At 43.7% G+C, this 15,732-nt stretch carries 16 protein-coding genes and 1 riboswitch; of the genes, 8 read left to right on the top strand and 8 right to left on the bottom strand.

What is annotated here, in order from left to right; all coding sequences use genetic code 11:
- Window positions 1–111 precede the first annotated feature (111 nt).
- Window positions 112–392: riboswitch (cobalamin riboswitch) on the bottom strand.
- 74 nt (window positions 393–466) lie between these two features.
- Together DYADSP32_RS17340 and DYADSP32_RS17335 are read left to right on the top strand one after the other, a co-directional pair.
- Entirely contained in the window at window positions 467–1,468 is a 1,002-nt protein-coding gene (locus DYADSP32_RS17340) for a DMT family transporter (protein WP_414617864.1), read from the top strand.
- Window positions 1,469–1,640: 172 nt separating this feature from the next.
- On the top strand, window positions 1,641–2,189 hold the full coding sequence (locus DYADSP32_RS17335) for a DUF255 domain-containing protein (protein ID WP_149241567.1): 549 nt from the start codon (window positions 1,641–1,643) through the stop codon (window positions 2,187–2,189).
- A gap of 168 nt (window positions 2,190–2,357) precedes the next feature.
- Here DYADSP32_RS17335 and prfA read toward each other — a convergent pair whose 3' ends face one another.
- Complete coding sequence (gene prfA, locus DYADSP32_RS17330) at window positions 2,358–3,431, bottom strand: peptide chain release factor 1 (RefSeq protein ID WP_149241568.1); 1,074 nt, start codon at window positions 3,429–3,431, stop codon at window positions 2,358–2,360.
- 299 nt (window positions 3,432–3,730) lie between these two features.
- On the opposite strand from prfA, the gene DYADSP32_RS17325 reads away from it, so the two are divergent.
- Both DYADSP32_RS17325 and DYADSP32_RS17320 read left to right on the top strand, forming a co-directional pair.
- Window positions 3,731–4,318, top strand: coding sequence for a hypothetical protein (locus DYADSP32_RS17325; protein ID WP_149241569.1), 588 nt, complete (start codon window positions 3,731–3,733; stop codon window positions 4,316–4,318).
- A 51-nt stretch (window positions 4,319–4,369) separates the two neighbouring features.
- Window positions 4,370–4,945: a hypothetical protein gene (locus DYADSP32_RS17320; protein WP_149241570.1), complete on the top strand. Its 576-nt coding sequence runs from the start codon at window positions 4,370–4,372 to the stop codon at window positions 4,943–4,945.
- Window positions 4,946–4,996: 51 nt separating this feature from the next.
- Here DYADSP32_RS17320 and DYADSP32_RS17315 read toward each other — a convergent pair whose 3' ends face one another.
- Window positions 4,997–6,523, bottom strand: a complete 1,527-nt coding sequence (locus DYADSP32_RS17315; RefSeq protein WP_149241571.1) for a GH3 auxin-responsive promoter family protein — start codon at window positions 6,521–6,523, stop codon at window positions 4,997–4,999.
- A gap of 119 nt (window positions 6,524–6,642) precedes the next feature.
- Between DYADSP32_RS17315 and DYADSP32_RS17310 the strand changes: the two genes are divergently transcribed.
- Entirely contained in the window at window positions 6,643–7,554 is a 912-nt protein-coding gene (locus DYADSP32_RS17310) for an S-adenosyl-l-methionine hydroxide adenosyltransferase family protein (RefSeq protein WP_149241572.1), read from the top strand.
- Window positions 7,555–7,700: 146 nt separating this feature from the next.
- On the opposite strand, the gene DYADSP32_RS17305 is transcribed toward DYADSP32_RS17310, so the two are convergent.
- The 4 genes from DYADSP32_RS17305 to DYADSP32_RS17290 all read right to left on the bottom strand — a co-directional run bounded on the left by DYADSP32_RS17305 (window position 7,701) and on the right by DYADSP32_RS17290 (window position 10,346).
- Window positions 7,701–8,573 carry an aldo/keto reductase gene (locus DYADSP32_RS17305; RefSeq protein ID WP_149241573.1) on the bottom strand — a complete coding sequence of 291 codons (873 nt, stop codon included), beginning with the start codon at window positions 8,571–8,573 and terminating at the stop codon, window positions 7,701–7,703.
- Between the two features lie 155 nt (window positions 8,574–8,728).
- Window positions 8,729–9,085, bottom strand: a complete 357-nt coding sequence (locus DYADSP32_RS17300) for a hypothetical protein (RefSeq protein WP_149241574.1) — start codon at window positions 9,083–9,085, stop codon at window positions 8,729–8,731.
- Between the two features lie 389 nt (window positions 9,086–9,474).
- On the bottom strand, window positions 9,475–9,876 hold the full coding sequence (locus tag DYADSP32_RS17295) for a hypothetical protein (protein WP_149241575.1): 402 nt from the start codon (window positions 9,874–9,876) through the stop codon (window positions 9,475–9,477).
- Window positions 9,876–10,346, bottom strand: coding sequence for a hypothetical protein (locus DYADSP32_RS17290; protein WP_149241576.1), 471 nt, complete (start codon window positions 10,344–10,346; stop codon window positions 9,876–9,878). The genes DYADSP32_RS17295 and DYADSP32_RS17290 overlap by 1 nt, the downstream gene beginning before the upstream one ends.
- A gap of 688 nt (window positions 10,347–11,034) precedes the next feature.
- Between DYADSP32_RS17290 and DYADSP32_RS17285 the strand changes: the two genes are divergently transcribed.
- Window positions 11,035–11,370 (top strand): single-stranded DNA-binding protein, encoded by a 336-nt coding sequence (locus tag DYADSP32_RS17285; RefSeq protein ID WP_149241577.1) that lies wholly within the window; start codon window positions 11,035–11,037, stop codon window positions 11,368–11,370.
- A gap of 98 nt (window positions 11,371–11,468) precedes the next feature.
- The gene (locus DYADSP32_RS17280) at window positions 11,469–11,891 is read left to right on the top strand and encodes a hypothetical protein (protein WP_149241578.1); all 423 of its coding nucleotides are present in this window, start codon (window positions 11,469–11,471) and stop codon (window positions 11,889–11,891) included.
- Between the two features lie 65 nt (window positions 11,892–11,956).
- On the opposite strand, the gene DYADSP32_RS17275 is transcribed toward DYADSP32_RS17280, so the two are convergent.
- On the bottom strand, window positions 11,957–13,438 hold the full coding sequence (locus tag DYADSP32_RS17275) for an FGGY family carbohydrate kinase (protein WP_149244797.1): 1,482 nt from the start codon (window positions 13,436–13,438) through the stop codon (window positions 11,957–11,959).
- Between the two features lie 297 nt (window positions 13,439–13,735).
- On the opposite strand from DYADSP32_RS17275, the gene DYADSP32_RS17270 reads away from it, so the two are divergent.
- Window positions 13,736–15,199: a M28 family peptidase gene (locus tag DYADSP32_RS17270; RefSeq protein ID WP_149241579.1), complete on the top strand. Its 1,464-nt coding sequence runs from the start codon at window positions 13,736–13,738 to the stop codon at window positions 15,197–15,199.
- 188 nt (window positions 15,200–15,387) lie between these two features.
- Here the strand turns inward: DYADSP32_RS17270 and DYADSP32_RS17265 are convergent, their stop codons facing one another.
- The gene (locus DYADSP32_RS17265) at window positions 15,388–15,705 is read right to left on the bottom strand and encodes a DMT family transporter (protein WP_149241580.1); all 318 of its coding nucleotides are present in this window, start codon (window positions 15,703–15,705) and stop codon (window positions 15,388–15,390) included.
- Window positions 15,706–15,732: the final 27 nt, after the last annotated feature.

The raw sequence follows: 15,732 nt of genomic DNA, 5'->3' as shown, positions 1-15,732 counted from the left end.
TTTGGTTGTTAAAAATCCAATCGTTACGCAAAACGCAGTACGAAACCAGTAGTAAGTCACCCCTAGAGCAAAATGTCCAATAATTGTTTCTTGTTTTTCCTCCGAAAACCGAAACATTGTATCTCTTCTGGCAGGTCTCCTGGCTTCGTCCGATGATCCGTGGCCTTCCCGGGGGTGGGCAATTTTGAACGAGTGAATGTTTTGATGATTGACTCAAACTTGTTATTCAATCATTTAATCATCCCATCATTTACCCCAGTGGCTATGAAGTTGAGGATCATCCTGTTATGGACTTTACAGTTGCGGGGACAGCTCCCTATTGATGGGATTCCCTATTAAGCCAAAGGCCCGGTATGAAACGGGTTTCTGGCACCAAAGTTTTGCAAAGGTAGAAATTAAATCTTGAAAACACTGGTTTTAAACCGGACAGCAAGAATTCCTGTACCAGGTATGTAGCCGAACGCAAATGTTTATTAAGAATGATGAATACGTATCTTTGGACAAAAATATAGTTTTGATAACCTCTGTTTTCCGTCGTATTACCTTCCCTGAGTCGCAGAAAGGAATATTTCTTATGCTCGGAGCCGCGTTTTTCTTCTCGCTGACTTCGGCCATATCCAAACATATCGGTAAAGAATTTCACATTGTTCAGCTTGTTTTCTTCCGCAACATTGTAGGCGTTGTATTTATTTTATCCAGTATAAGGAAGCGGCCATTAGAACAAAAGGGTGGTGGGAAGTTGGGGTTGCTGATCTTTCGGGGTGTTGTGGGTACACTTTCGCTGTATCTCCTTTTTTATGCAATTCAGACATTGGGGCTCGGGCGAGCTTCCACCTATCAATATACTTACCCCATCTTTCTCGCATTATTTTCCTGGCTGCTGATCGGAGAAACTTTAAACCAAAAGGAGTGGGCGGCGATCTTTATAGGATTTGCCGGTATATTGCTGGTATTTCGCCCAGACTTGTCTATATCCTGGAGCGATAATGCGCTTGGTTTGGGCAATGCGGTATTGACTGCCGTTTCTTATTTATCCATCCGTCAGCTCGGCTGGGTTTATGATTCCCGTGCCATCATTCTTTCCTTTATGTTAAGCGGGATTGTGATGCCCATTTTGTCGATGCTTGTGGGCACCTATTATCCGGTTGAAGGTCTCGATTTCCTGATTGGCACGTTCCGCTGGCCGGATAACATTCTCCAGTGGCTTGCCTTTCTGGCTTTGGGGTTAACCGCATTAATAGGACAAAAAATGCTGACACAGTCATTTACCTATGATAAAGCCGGAAGGGTGGCAGTGGTTGGTTATTCCAATATATTGTTTTCAACACTCATCGGATTTTTAATGGGGGAGGCGTTCCCTTCTGTTTCGATCCTCGCAGGAATGTTGTTGATTATTGTCGGTGGTGTATTGGTCTCTCTGGCCAAAGGTAAAACAGAGCCTAAGCGTATTCCTGAATCTGAGCTGTAAGACTATCTTCCGGAATAACGCCTTTTCTCAAAAATGACCGGTTCCGTGTGAACTACCCCTGCTGTGGGAGGATCGCCAGGATGCAGGGTCTTTGCCGAGCATACTCACCAGCGTTGTATGGATCTAAAATTATTTTGCAGATATCTACGTTTATGAGTATAAAGAAAACAGCATGAAAAATCATTTATCGGCCTTTGCCACTTTCTTTCTTATACTGCTGGCGCTTACCGGATTCAAATCAGATTCGGCCAAAATTGCCCAAGGAGAGATACAATGGCTAACCATAGAGCAGGCTTATGCCAAAATGCAGACTGCCCCAAGGAAGGTACTGATCGATGTGTATACCGATTGGTGCGGCTGGTGTAAGGTAATGGATCGCGAAACTTTTAAGAATAAGGCAGTTGTCGATTATATAAATAAGAAATATTATGCCGTAAAGCTGGATGCAGAGCAGAAGGGCACGATTACATTGGGAGGTAAAAAATTCACTTCCCAGGGCCGCACCCATGAACTCGCTCTGGCACTCACCAATAACCAGCCCAGCTATCCAACCACTGTTTTCCTGGACGATAAATTTCAGATAATCCAGCCGCTGCCTGGTTATATGAAAGCCAGAGAGTTTCATGAAGTGATCACCTTTATTGGCGATAATTATCACAAAAAGGAAGCTTTTGAGACCTATAAAGCGAAGACGTATCCGGGATTGTATCCTGCCAGATAATCTATGTTCAACCCTTTCAGGGTTGATTTACGGGAGGCGACGATATTTATAATCCCCCGGATTGTATCCGGGGCTATTCAAATTAGAGCCTTTCAGGCTTGCTAATTGCAACAATCTGAAAGGCTTTAACCCCTTAACCGAAGGCAACGCCCATGTCATTTAATACCCTTAAACCGCCTCGCCTTCCTGCATCCTTTCGGCGTTTTCGGCGATTCGCAGTCTTTCAATAAATTCGGCAATGTCCCCTTCCATTACAGCCGGAAGGTTGTACACCGTGTAGCCGATACGGTGATCGGTAATCCGGCTTTGCGGATAATTGTAAGTGCGGATTTTATCAGACCGGTCGCCGCTACCCACCATGGATTTGCGCTGGGAACTTACCGAATCGTTGTGCTCCTTAAGTTTGATTTCATATAAACGGGAGCGAAGCACACTTAGCGCTCTCTCTTTATTTTTCAGCTGAGAACGTTCATCCTGGCAGCTGACAACCAATCCGGATGGAATGTGTGTAAGCCTTACCGCTGAATAGGTGGTGTTAACCGATTGTCCACCGGCTCCCGACGACATAAAAGTGTCGATCCTGACATCTCCCATATTAATCTGAACATCCACTTCTTCTGCCTCAGGCAATACGGCTACCGAAGCGGCTGATGTATGTATTCTTCCCTGGGACTCCGTTTGCGGAACACGCTGTACACGATGCACACCGGATTCAAATTTCATTTTTCCGTAAACATCTTCTCCTTCCACCTTACAGATAATCTCCTTGTAGCCTCCGTTGGTTCCTTCCGTAAAATCCATAATAGAGGAGCGCCAGCCCATTTTTTCAAAAAAGCGCTGATACATACGGAATAAATCCCCCGCAAATATCGCCGCTTCATCACCACCGGTTCCACCTCTGATTTCCAGAATAATATTCCGGCTGTCGTTGGGATCCTTGGGGATGAGCATTTCTTTGATAACCTGCTCAAGCAGTTCCATTTTTGGCAAAAGATCGTTCAGCTCTTCCTTTGCCATTTCCCGAAGCTCTTCGTCCTTTTCAGTATCTATGAGCTCTTTGGTGCCGAGAATATCCTTTTGCAGTTTTTGATATATGGTGTATTGATCCACTATCTTTCCAAGATCCTTGTATTCCTTGCTAATCTTGGAATAGCGGGTAGAGTCAGAGACAATTTCGGGTTGAATGATTTGTTGCGAAACCTCCTCGAAACGTTCTTTTATGGCTTCTAATTTATCTTGCATGATAGGTATCTACTCATTATTGGGGCACAAAGATACGGAATTCAGTTCTGAAATCGGAATGGCGTTTTGGTAGAATGTTTCTACGGGCTTTGCTGTTTACGGGTAGGAAGGCTAATTTCCATCGCTTTGAATCAGCTTAGGAGATAAACCTGTAGGCCAGAAAATTAAGCCGGGGATGGAAGTAATTTAGGCCGGAAGATCACATTTGCATTGATCTGAATGGATCCGTGGTATCTTTGGCAACCGGAACCGATGTTTTTATTAAGATTATCCGGACTATTAAACAAAGCGACATCAAAGTGAAAAATGTAATCATTGTCATCTTCATTTCTTTATGGATAGTCAGTTGCAATTCCAAGCGGCTTGAAAATACCAAAGAACTCTCCCGCGAAATAAAATCATCGCAAATAAAAAGGGTTACCAATACGCAGCTCATATATTCCGCTGATGAATGGGGCAAAAAAATAGCGCAAATAGCAGAGAAAACCCTGGCCAATGAGTTGGCCAGAAATCCGGATAAAGCAAGAGAGTTGTGTAGAAACCTCGGGCAAATCGCAGTTATCGCTGCTCTACAGAAAGAGTATGGTGTTCATATTGAGCTCCTGGGAGCGGATGCACGACAAAATAAAAATCTTGCACCCAAAGAAATTGAGTTGTTTGAGGCTTATTTATACAGTGCTAAAAATAACTCCCCAGCAAGCGACAATGTCCAGCAATTGAGTGACACGCTGTTGGTATACAATGTGCCGGTGGCTACCGACAAGCCGGTGTGTAGAATCTGCATGGAAGACCAGGAGTTTCCGTTTGCGTTATGGAGATTGTTGTTTAATAAGAAGGAGATCATTCGGAAACTGGACGCCAAACAACTCATTAAAGAGAAGCAATGACCGGGTTGGAATGGTTTTGTTAGCTACGAGCATTAATCATTTGATATCATTATGCTGGATAATGTTGCTGCCGATCCGTTAAGAACCCACAAGAAAATTCCAAAAGTAATTGAAACCGAGATTTTAAAAGCACTCTCGTTTTACCCCGAATTACAACAGACACCGATCGAATTCGTATTTAAGCAAAAAATTAAAAAGTCGGTCATGCTGGCGCAGCCTGATTTTAAGGCACTATTGAAGGGGAAAAGGGCTTACAAGATCAAAATCAGCGCATTGTTTCGCCTTACGCATACCGCAATTCCTATTCATCAGATTCCCAAAGACATTATGATCGGATGGCTGGGACATGAACTTGGGCATATTATGGATTACGAAAGCAGAAGTATAAGCGGTATGATCTCATTTGGGTTGGGATATCTGTTTTCCACCCAATATATCAGACAAGCGGAGCGTGTGGCGGATACTTTTGCCGTAAACCATGGACTGGGCTCTTACATTTTGCAAACTAAAAATTTTATCCTTCACCATGCCGAACTGCCACAGAAATACAAGGATAAAATAGCAAGGCTCTATCTGTCACCTGATGACATTGTGGAGCAGGTCAGGTTGTTGGAAGAAAAAATTTAGCGCCTTTGCTATCAGGTGCTAAACTGTACCATCTGGATCGGAATCAGCCGGTTATTTCGCCAAAGCAGCCTCAACAAAACGGCCAAATTCCAGAAAATCCTCTTCCTTCATTACCCTCGGGATTTTCACCTGACCACCTAGTTTTTTTGTTTCTTCACTCCATCTGTAGAATAATTCCTCTGGTATCAGCGATACCTCCACGCCCCGAAGTGCCCGGGATCTTGCCACGTTGTAGTTTTTATTGTTGGCGCACAAGGTCCTGTCCAGCGATGCTGCAACCTTCATCTCGTCGGCGGTTTTGTCACAGCTCAGATACCATTTGTGAATGTATTCTTCATCACGATGTACGGCAGCGACAATAAACTCCTTGATCACTACATCGTATTCTTTTTCAATTTCGCGCAGCCCGTTATTCATTTGATTTACCGATAACTGACAGCCCACCACATTCAGGTAGTGTTTGGTGCGGCCCGTGATCATAATTTCAGCTCTTTCCTTATCCGTTATTTTTACGGTATCACCGATCATATATCGCCAGGCACCAGCTACCGTTGAAATCAGTAACACGTATTCCTCATTTTCCAATGCATTTGCCAGGGACAGCACCGTAGCATCCTGTTTTACATTCCCGTCTTCGTCTACATGTTCAGGCGTAAACGGTACAAACTCGTAGAAAATTCCGTTGTCCGGAAACAGGGCCATCGACTGGGTGTCGGGCCGATTTTGAATGGCAATAAATCCTTCGGACGCAAGATAGGTGTCGATATAGACCAACGGGCGGGCAAGTAATTTCTCAATACTTTTTCGATAAGGTTCAAAAGCAACTCCGCCAGTTGTGTTGACCATCAGGTTTGGCCATATCTCATGAATATTATCCACTTTGTGATAATTGATTACTTCCTTCAGCATCAGCTCCACCCATGAAGGAATTCCGGAAATACATCCGATATCCCAATCCTTTGCCTGCTCGGCAATTTTCTTAACCTTTTCGTCCCAATCCGAAATGGCAGCAATTTCTCGTCCGGGCTTGTAAAAGCTTCCAAACCAGGCGGGCAGATTGCCTGCGCTTATACCGCTGATTTCACCTTCCTTGTGGTCGTCCTTTTCGATCAGGTTGGTGCTGCTGCCAAGCATAAGAATCTGCTTTGTGAAAAATTCTCCGGGCAGGTCAAATGCTTTCAAATTGGTGATCTCGGTGATCCCTGCTTTCCTTATGGAGGCCAGCATGTCTTCCGTAACCGGAATGTGCTTGCTGTGGCTGGTAGTGCCGCTGCTCAGTGCAAAGTAAGGTTGACCGCCTGGCCAGGTTACGTTCTGGTGGCCTTCGAGGAGATAATGCCACCAGTTTCCAAATATCTTATCGTAATCATGAACCGGGACTTTGCTCTGAAAGGAAGTAATAATGTCGTCGGATTCCAATATTTCTGTGAAGTGGTGGGCCTTCCCGAATGCAGTTAATTTTGCAGTATCCAGCAGTTTTCTTAGTGCGTGTTCCTGTTCGCTTACCGGATCAGGGTTCGATGTGAATGTACCCGAAATGTCGATGGCCTTTTTGATCAATTCCCCTATAACTGTCATATGGAGCTGTTAAAATTGAGGTTGTGTTTTTTATACTTGATTTTGGTTCAAAAAGCCATGCCACAATTGGGAAGCAAGTTTGTATTTTTGCGATCACCCATTTCTTAAAACATTGGTGTATGAAAAGACTTAGAGGTCTCCAAGGCTTCCTCTGGCTGACTTATGCTCTCGTTATTCTTAATCTCCCGGCTTTCGGCCAAAATGGTATTCTGGTATTTCAGTCTGATTTTGGTTTAAAGGATGGTGCTGTTTCGGCAATGAAAGGTGTGGCAATCGGAATTGATCCAAATCTGAGAATTCATGATGTAACCCACGAAATCCCGGCTTACAATATCTGGGAAGCGTCCTATCGGTTGATGCAAACAGCTCCTTACTGGCCAAAGGGTACCGTTTTCGTTTCGGTGGTGGATCCGGGTGTTGGGACGGTCCGTAAGTCGGTTGTGCTGCTGACCAACTCGGGGCACTATTTTGTAACACCAGACAATGGTACGTTGACCCTGGTTGCCGAACAATTGGGTATAAAAGAGATCAGAGAGATTGATGAAGTGGCTAACCGGCGGAAAGATTCAGGGCAATCTTATACCTTTCACGGTCGGGATGTGTATGCATTTACAGCAGCACGTCTGGCATCCAAAACCATTTCCTTTGAAAAGGTAGGGCCCAGGTTGACTGGTAAGGTGGTGGCGATACCATACCAAAAGGCTGTTTTCGGAGAAGGAAAAGTAGTTGGGACAATCCCCATCCTCGACGTTCAGTATGGCAATGTATGGACCAATATTGACAAAGAAACTTTCAAAAAGCTCATGGTGAAAACCGGAGCGCGTATCCGGGTGAAAATCTTCAATAGCAATGAAAAGGTATATGAAGGTGAAGTTACTTTGGTGAACACATTTGGCGATGTGCCGGAGGGAGAAAATGTAGGTTATTTCAATAGTCTGCTCCAATTTTCGGTCGCGATCAATATGGGGAACTTTGCAGAAAAGTACCACGTACAAAGTGGGAGTAACTGGAAAATTGAGCTTTCAAAGTAAAGGACAAAGACTAACAAGAATGGCATCATGGCCAGACCGGAGGAAAAATGGCCGGCAGCATTATTTGACTTGGGGAGTAATATGGTTCAAAAAAAGAAATCCGGCTCCGCAGAAGCAAAGCCGGATCGATGTATATCACTTTAAAATCATCTTGTTACCTGATAGATTTCATACCAATCTTCTCGTGTAAGCTTCACATCCGAGGCACTCGCCGCGTTACGTATGCGGCTTTCCGAAAGTGAGCCGATGATAGGCAAGGTGCCCAGCTTCATTAACCAGGCCACGGCTGTCTGTTCAATGTTGGCATTGTATTTTTTCCCTATATCTTCCAGTTTCGCCCTCAGTCTGACGGCCTTTTCATCGGTTCCATTCAATATTTTACCACCTGCGAGAGGAGCCCAGGCCAATGGCTTGCTAAAGCTTTGTTTGATAAAGTCGATCCGCCCATCTTCAATCGCCGAGGTATTCATGAGGTTGAGCTCGATATGGTTCGTCACAATGGGAATGCGCAGATAGGAGGCAAGCAGTTGATGCTGGAAAACGCTGAAATTAGCCACACCGATATGCCTTACTTTCCCGGATTTAACTACCTCTGCCAGCGCACCGGCAGTTTCCTCGGGATCTGCCAGGAAATCACTGTGGTGCAACAGAAAAATATCCAGATAATCTGTTTTTAGTCTTTTCAAAGAACCATTTACACTATTGATGATATGGTCTCTGGAAGTATCATAATATTCAAGATAGCCATCGGTCGACTTTCTGATCCCGCATTTGCTGAACAATACAATATCCTCCCTTTTGAAAGATTTGCTTTGAATGATCTTACCAAAATGCTCCTCTATTGTCAGATTGCCGTATACATCGGCATGATCAAAAGTGTTGATGCCCAGATCCAGACATAAATTGATCGTTTTCTCAATTTGAGAAGTGGTGGGTGCCCCTTCATCTGTCCAACGCCAGAAACCATAGATGGCTTCAGAAACCTTTGGTCCTGAATCGCTAATACTAATTTTTTTCATTAGGTGGTTGTTTGAATCGAATTGCAAAAATAGCCTTATTTTAGAAATATGGAGCTGTTAGCAGTAAGCTATTGGCCTTTACCTTACAGGGCGTTGACAATGAGTTGATTGGAGTCTGCTATCTGGAAATTGTTTTCGGGCAGCATTACCTGGTGCTACTTTTCGAGTCTTTTGTCCTTTACAATCAGATAAAAATCATTTTCAAGCGCGAGGTATCCATAGTCGTAGACAAAGAAATAGGTGGTGCCTTTGAGTGTAGTCCGCATACTGGTGATGAGGTTGAAATCAAATCCTTTTGTGATAAGTGTATTTTTCGTGGTTTTTGATTTTTCCTCCGGACAGAGCTCTTCTAAGATTCTGCGATTTTTCCGGAGCTGATTATTCATATTTCTGACCACGTTATAGGAATCAGAGTTCAGCCGGTTGTTGTAGCTATTCCGGCACATATCCGAGCAAAACTTTTTGTCTACCCGGCCGGCAAGCGGTTTTTCGCATTCGAGGCAGTTATTCATAAATTTTTAAGGTTGTGTGTATGAGCCGGGAATTTAACCGGATCTACTCGTTTGTTGATGAATAGGTTAAGCAAGATAGCAAATTCTATTTACCAACTAAAGCACGAGTGTATTTCCGTTTGCAAACGGGTGCAAATGTTTTTATTTGACTGTAAACGGCGACTATATACAACCTGGGACAAGGTTCGAAAGAATTTTCAAACCCTCTAATAATGAGGCATTTATGGAGAAGCGAAAAATTCATTGGTGTCAATACACCTAGACCGTTTGATGGTCCGAATAAATCCTTTTAGTCAAAGAGCAGTCTTAACTTCTGATAGTGTTACGGCTTGCGCAAAGCTCCCAGAGTACGGCTGATACAGGTTAGAATTACGCTTACTTAATGGAGATTACTTTTTCAAGAATTTTTTTATTTGATCTAGTCTTCTTCTTGCAGCTTCAGCAACGGCCGCAGACGTTTGATAATCGGTATATCTTGCTGTGTGACAGGAATCTACTAAGGCTTTATAGCTTGCATATGCATTATATATGTTTAACCTTACAAGCTCCGCTGTAGCTGTATGTTTAGAAGGCTTTTCTGAACCTTTAAAGTGTCGATGATAATACTCGTTAAAAGAATTATAAACAGCACCTCCAATTTCAAGGGGAAATATCTCGTGCTGAACGTAGTGCATAGCAGAGTAAAACGCAGTTGTTACTACCCAATCGTGAAAGGTCAACCCTTCTTCGTTTGGCTTTCCCAGTAAGTGATCGCACGCTTTTTCATTGTGCTTGGCGTGTTCCTTACTCATTAATTACCCGTATATCTAAATATAAATCCATCAGCAGTAAGACAGCCAATGTTGAGTTGCTCGCTAAATGGGCAAAGTGTAACATCAATATTATAGTAATCTGAAGCCGCTCCTTGCTGAAGCTCTCCAAGAAAACTATAAACGTTTAATATTTCGTCGTTTAGAAACTCATTTTCAGGAAGAGTGATGAGAATTTCATAAAATTTTTGGGAAGCAATTCTCAAATATGTGTCTCCTGGATGAAAAGCGCGATTACGCAAATTCTCAAAAATGCTTGCTGTCAGTTCTGACGATTTCTGTAGATTTTTGCTGATTTGGTCCGCGGCCAGTGAAGTTTCTGTTCGCTGGCCAACATCCTTCCCTTTGAAATAAGCCTCAAGCACATGATCACTTGAAAAAAGCAAGTCTCTGTCTGGTGTGGCCTTCCAGCCATCCCGGTCAACGATTTCGAAAACTTGATCTTGTGTCATATTAAGGTAAAGTGAGATAACGATGTATCTTTATTAAAATCAATCATTTACGTAATAAATCTACCAACGTAAGAAAGAATATCTTCCACTTATAAAATGTATGCCAAGTAATTGCATAATATACTCCAAACAGAGTGCAAAGGTACTAAATGATTATAGATTACTCTAAATAACGGGAAAAAGTAGTTTCTACCGTAAATAATTGTCAAAAAAGGGAAAAATTTATCAAGTGGACTTTTCTACGATAGTTTGAGATATTTGGCCTCAATCTTTTCTTGCTCTCCTCTTTCTTCTTTAACTCCCTTTTCTTTTCTGATTCCAAAGGCTTACTTTTTGACAGGGTCTGTTTTTCTCAATCTTCTGCACGTCCTACTGACAATTCGAAGCGTACAGCATCTTTAATCTTTCGGCTGTTATAACGAAATCCGAATTCATTACAATATCTATCTAAATACTTGGGCTGATGCACCGTCAGATTCTGATGCTACCCTTTTGTAATAGACGCCTTGAGGTTGGCAGTACACAGTTCCAGGCGCAACAAGAAATTTCATATCCGTTTGCAAACGCTTATAACCGCCTGTAAACAGTTAATAACCGAATAATGTTTTGACGACCCTGCACCTTTGTCAGGTCGATTCGCAAGGAACGATTCAAAACATAAACCATTCATCTTTTAACTATTACAGACATGAACTCAGTAAAATTAATCGGGCATGTAGGCCGCGAAATCAATGTGAAAGAATTTGATGGCGGCAAAGTGGCAACGTTCTCTTTGGCAACCAACGAGTCCTACATCAACAAAAACAAAGAAGAAGTTAAAAATACCGCATGGCACTCCATTGTAGCCTGGGGCCAGTTGGCGCAGCGTTGTGAAACGCTGCTCGAAAAAGGCAAGATGGTTTCCGTAGAGGGAAAATTAAGTTATCGGCAGTATCAGAACAAGGACAATCAGACGGTTCGGGTTACCGAGATTGTAGCCTTTAAAGTAGAGGAAGCAAACAAGAACCAGGAGGTGAAAGCCTGAATATACGTGAATGCAGAGCGGTTAAAGAAGTCAACTTTTCGAAAGTTGACTTCTTTAAAAGCTTATCAAGAATAATTTATCTACTACAAATAATCGCTGTGAAAAATACCAATAACTTTATTTTGACTTGTATAGCTCTAAATCTTCCTGTTTTGTTATTTCTTTATTTGCAGGCTGATTGGCATTCTAAATGGTATTACGACCTATTCGCAAAAGATGAATTCCATACTTATTTTTTAGGAGCTAGTTTTATTGAGTTTGGTTTATTGGCTCATTGGCTTAAGGAGAATCAGCAATATTGGTTTGGCCTTTTTGAAGTTACATTCGCATTTTTTCTCTTTTTTCTTTCCATTTTCGCCAAAGGGCAAGCGGAAATTATTGCATGTATTATTTCATTTATAGCAGGAATACAGGCTTTTGCCCGCGGGTTGTCGAATATTAGAGAGGGTTCAGACAAAAGGTGGTTTATGTCGGATTCAATGCATTGGCTAATAAATAAAATCCTTAAAAATTTTAAGTAAAACCATTGAAGCTAGAACAAAGAAGTCAACTTTTCGAAAGTTGACTTCTTTAAATCGTTACACGCTCAGCTTTTTGATAAAGCATCTTTCCACTTGCCATAAGCCTCCTTGGTGGCCTCGGTAAGGGTGGTTTCTGGTTCGATGGTTTGCAGGGTCGATAAGCCAACAAAGGCATCTTCACGGTTTTTGTAATACCCCAGTCCCAGTCCGGCTCCACGTGCTGCTCCCTGAGCGCCATCCGTGTTGTAAAGCTCCACGGTAGCTCCCGATACATTGGCGAAGGTTTCGCGGAAGACGGGGCTCAAAAACATATTGGCCTCACCTGCACGGATATTTTTAAGCGAAACGCCAAGCGTCTCCATGATCTCCATGCCATAATAAAGGGCAAAAACAATTCCTTCCTGGGCTGCACGGGTGTAGTGATTTAATCCATGGCGACTAAACTCCAGCCCCTGGAAATTAGCTCCTGGATTTTTATTCTCCAGCATTCTTTCGGCGCCGTTACCGAATGGTAAACAGATAAGCCCATCCGAACCCACCGGTGCAGTGGCTGCGAGTTCGTTCATGCCTGGATAAGATATGTTACCTTGAAACAGGGTATTGCGAAGCCAGCTATTGAGGCTTCCCGTGCCATTAACGCATAATAGCACACCATAGCGAGGCGATTGGGCGATGGGATTAACATGCAAAAAGGTATTGACCCTTGAGAGCGGATCGTACTTGATCTGATCACTTACCCCATACACCACACCCGATGTACCTGCCGTTGCTGCCACCTCTCCCGGTTCAAGAACATTGAGTGAAAAAGCATTGTTGGGCTGATCCCCGGCGCGATAGGTAATAGGTGTTCCTGGTTTCAATCCCAGCGCCGAAGCTCCGTCTGCGGATAACCGGCCCTGTTCCGCAAAGGTGGGCAAAATTTCAGGCACCAGAGACCGGTCAAACCCAAAGTGATCCAGCAGGAAATCCGCAGGTGCCTGTTGCAGGAAATCCCAGAAAATGCCTTCGGATAACCCGGAGGGCGTGGTAACGACATCACCACTCATGCGCGCCGCCAGGTAGTCACCAGGAAGCATAAATTTATGCACTTTTGCAAATACAGCAGGCTCATTTTCCTTCACCCAGCCTAGTTTTGAGGCAGTAAAATTTCCAGGTGAATTCAGCAGATGTGACAGCGCCAGGTTTTCACCCATCGCATCCAGCGCCCTGTTGCCAACTTCAACCGCCCGGCTGTCGCACCAAATGATCGAAGGACGCAGTACGTTGAGGTCTTCATCCACCACTACCAGTCCGTGCATTTGATATGATATCCCTATTGCCCAGACGTCTTCCGGTGAAACTGCCGCCTTCCTGAGCACTGCTTTTGAGGCCAGACATGCATTCTCCCACCATATCTCGGGCTGTTGCTCCGCATAGCCCGGCTTGGGTGCAGCGATGGCCATTTCTTTTTCGGGATAAAAGGCGGACGCCACCACCTCTCCACTGTCGGCATGTAGTAAACAAGCTTTCACCGAAGAGCTGCCTAAATCGAATCCAAGGAAATACATATCGTTATTGGTAACTTGATAGCTATGATTATGATAAGATAAGCTGTAAAACATGCAAAAATGTTCATTTTATCTCAAATATTATAGCTTTAAGTGTACATCTAACGCTTATTCCCAATGCGAATCTGACCGTACATCGAATTCATTTCAGGGGCGAATAAATTTTATTGATTTTTTTATAAAAGTTATCGAGACTATTGGAATCTATTTGAAGTCTAAATTGTGTTAACTTTAAGAGTCGTTCTTTTAAGGTTCTCCTGACTAATTGGAAAATACAATCGTCCTTGCAAAGGAATTATGAAAAAAGTTGTACAGGTTTTTGTGGCAGGCGGACTGCTGATTTTTTTCGCGGGTTTCAATCCAAAAGATAAGGGATGGGAAAAGCCATTTTCGAAACTTAATCGCGAGATAGAGGGTAACAGCAGAGCCTACGGAACGCTCAGGCAGGCTACCGAAAAGATCGGTCATCGCCTTACGGGTAGTGCTAATGGCGCCAAAGCGGAGGAATACGCATTTAATCTTTTAAAAAGCTATGGCTTTACGGACGTGGCCTTTCAGCCTTTCGAAGTGGAAGCATGGATGCGTGATACGGTCACGTTGAGTATTGCACCTGCGAGCAGCGATAATTTTCGCGAGGTGCCGGTTGTGTCACTTGCACATTCGCCGGTAAAGGCGGACCTGAAGGGGGAGATCGTCGACGTCGGCAATGGACTTGAGGAAGATTTTGAAGTGATGAAAGATAAGGTCAAGGGAAAAGTTGCTCTGGCCAATATTGGTTTGGTGGGTGGGGAAGGCAAAAAGAACCTGCACCGTTCGGAGAAAACCGCGCTGGCAATCCGTTATGGAGCGAGTGGAATCATCATGGTGAATGGCGCCCCGGGTAAAATCTTATTGACAGGCACCGCCTCTGTAACCGGGGAGATGATCAATATCCCGGCGGTTTGTATTTCAAGTGAAAGTGGCAAAGAGCTTCGGATCTGGCTGAAAGAAGAAGCGCCCCTCGAAGCACAAATTGACATGCGTAACATTTCCAAAAGGATTAAGGCCAGGAACGTCATTGCTACTTTAAAAGGAAAATCGGAGGAAACGATTGTACTGGGGGGGCATTTGGATTCATGGGATCTTTCAACAGGTGCCATTGACAATGGCATAGGTTCGTTTGCCGTGATGGACGTTGCCCGGGCGTTTAGGGCAATGAAAGTGAAACCTGAAAAAACGATTCAGTTTGTATTATTTATGGGCGAAGAGCAAGGTTTGCTGGGATCCAAGCATTTTGTTAAAGAGCTGAAAAGGACTGGAGCGATTGAAAAGATGGCTTACATGATGAACCTGGATATGACGAATGATCCGAAAGGGGCAAATACATTTGGCAGAGAGGAAATGGTACCTTTTTTTAAAGAAATCGGTAATGCGGTACAACTTGTGGATAAGAACTATAAGAACGAGTCAGCAAACCGTGCCGGGCTTCACAGTGATCATCAGCCATTTATGTTAGAAGGAGTTCCGATTGCGGGGTTGTCGGGGCAGCTTGCTCCTTCCGTGTTACAATGTTATCATGCCGATTGCGACAGCTTCGACCTGGTAAACGAACAGGAGCTTAAAAATACCGTACGGATAGCCTCCATGTACCTTTATGCACTCTCTCATGTCGCTGCACTGCCGGTCAGAAAATTATCCGACGAGAAAACCAAAGAGTTTCTGATTTCGCAGGGTTTGAAGCAGGAGCTTGTCATTGGGCAGGAATGGCGATGGGGGAAATGATGAAAGAGTTTGGGCCGGAGCTTTTCCGGCTTTTTTTATTTTAATCTGTTCGTGTTCCGTCTTATGGTCGTGTTGCGGATATTTGAAAATGTCGAGCTGCGGGTATGTCCGACCATAAATAGTAGAGAGAGGACGGGTCAAATACCACACATGCGGAGCCTGCGCGCAAGATGTGTGGCTGGAAGCACTCATTTTGACACGAATTTTAGTCCCATAATGGAGCCAATCAACAGAAACAGGAAGAAAATTCGCCAGGCATCCGTCGGTTCCTTGTATAAAAAAATACCAACAATTACGGTTCCCACTGCTCCAATACCGGTCCAGACGGCATAGGCGGTTCCCATAGGGATGGTTTGAATGGCTTTATTTAACAAGAGGAAACTTACCGTAATACAGATAAAAAATGCAGTGCTCCACTTCCAGTTTGAGAAGTTGTCCGAAAGTTTAAGACTGGTGGTGAAGCCTACTTCGAAGAGTCCGGCGATGATAAGAAATACCCAGGCCATGTTATTTTGAGGTTATATGAACATTTA

It is taken from the genome of Dyadobacter sp. 32, assembly GCF_902506755.1.
Classification (GTDB): Bacteria; Bacteroidota; Bacteroidia; order Cytophagales; family Spirosomataceae; genus Dyadobacter.
This window is presented reverse-complemented; position numbering and strand designations above follow the sequence as displayed.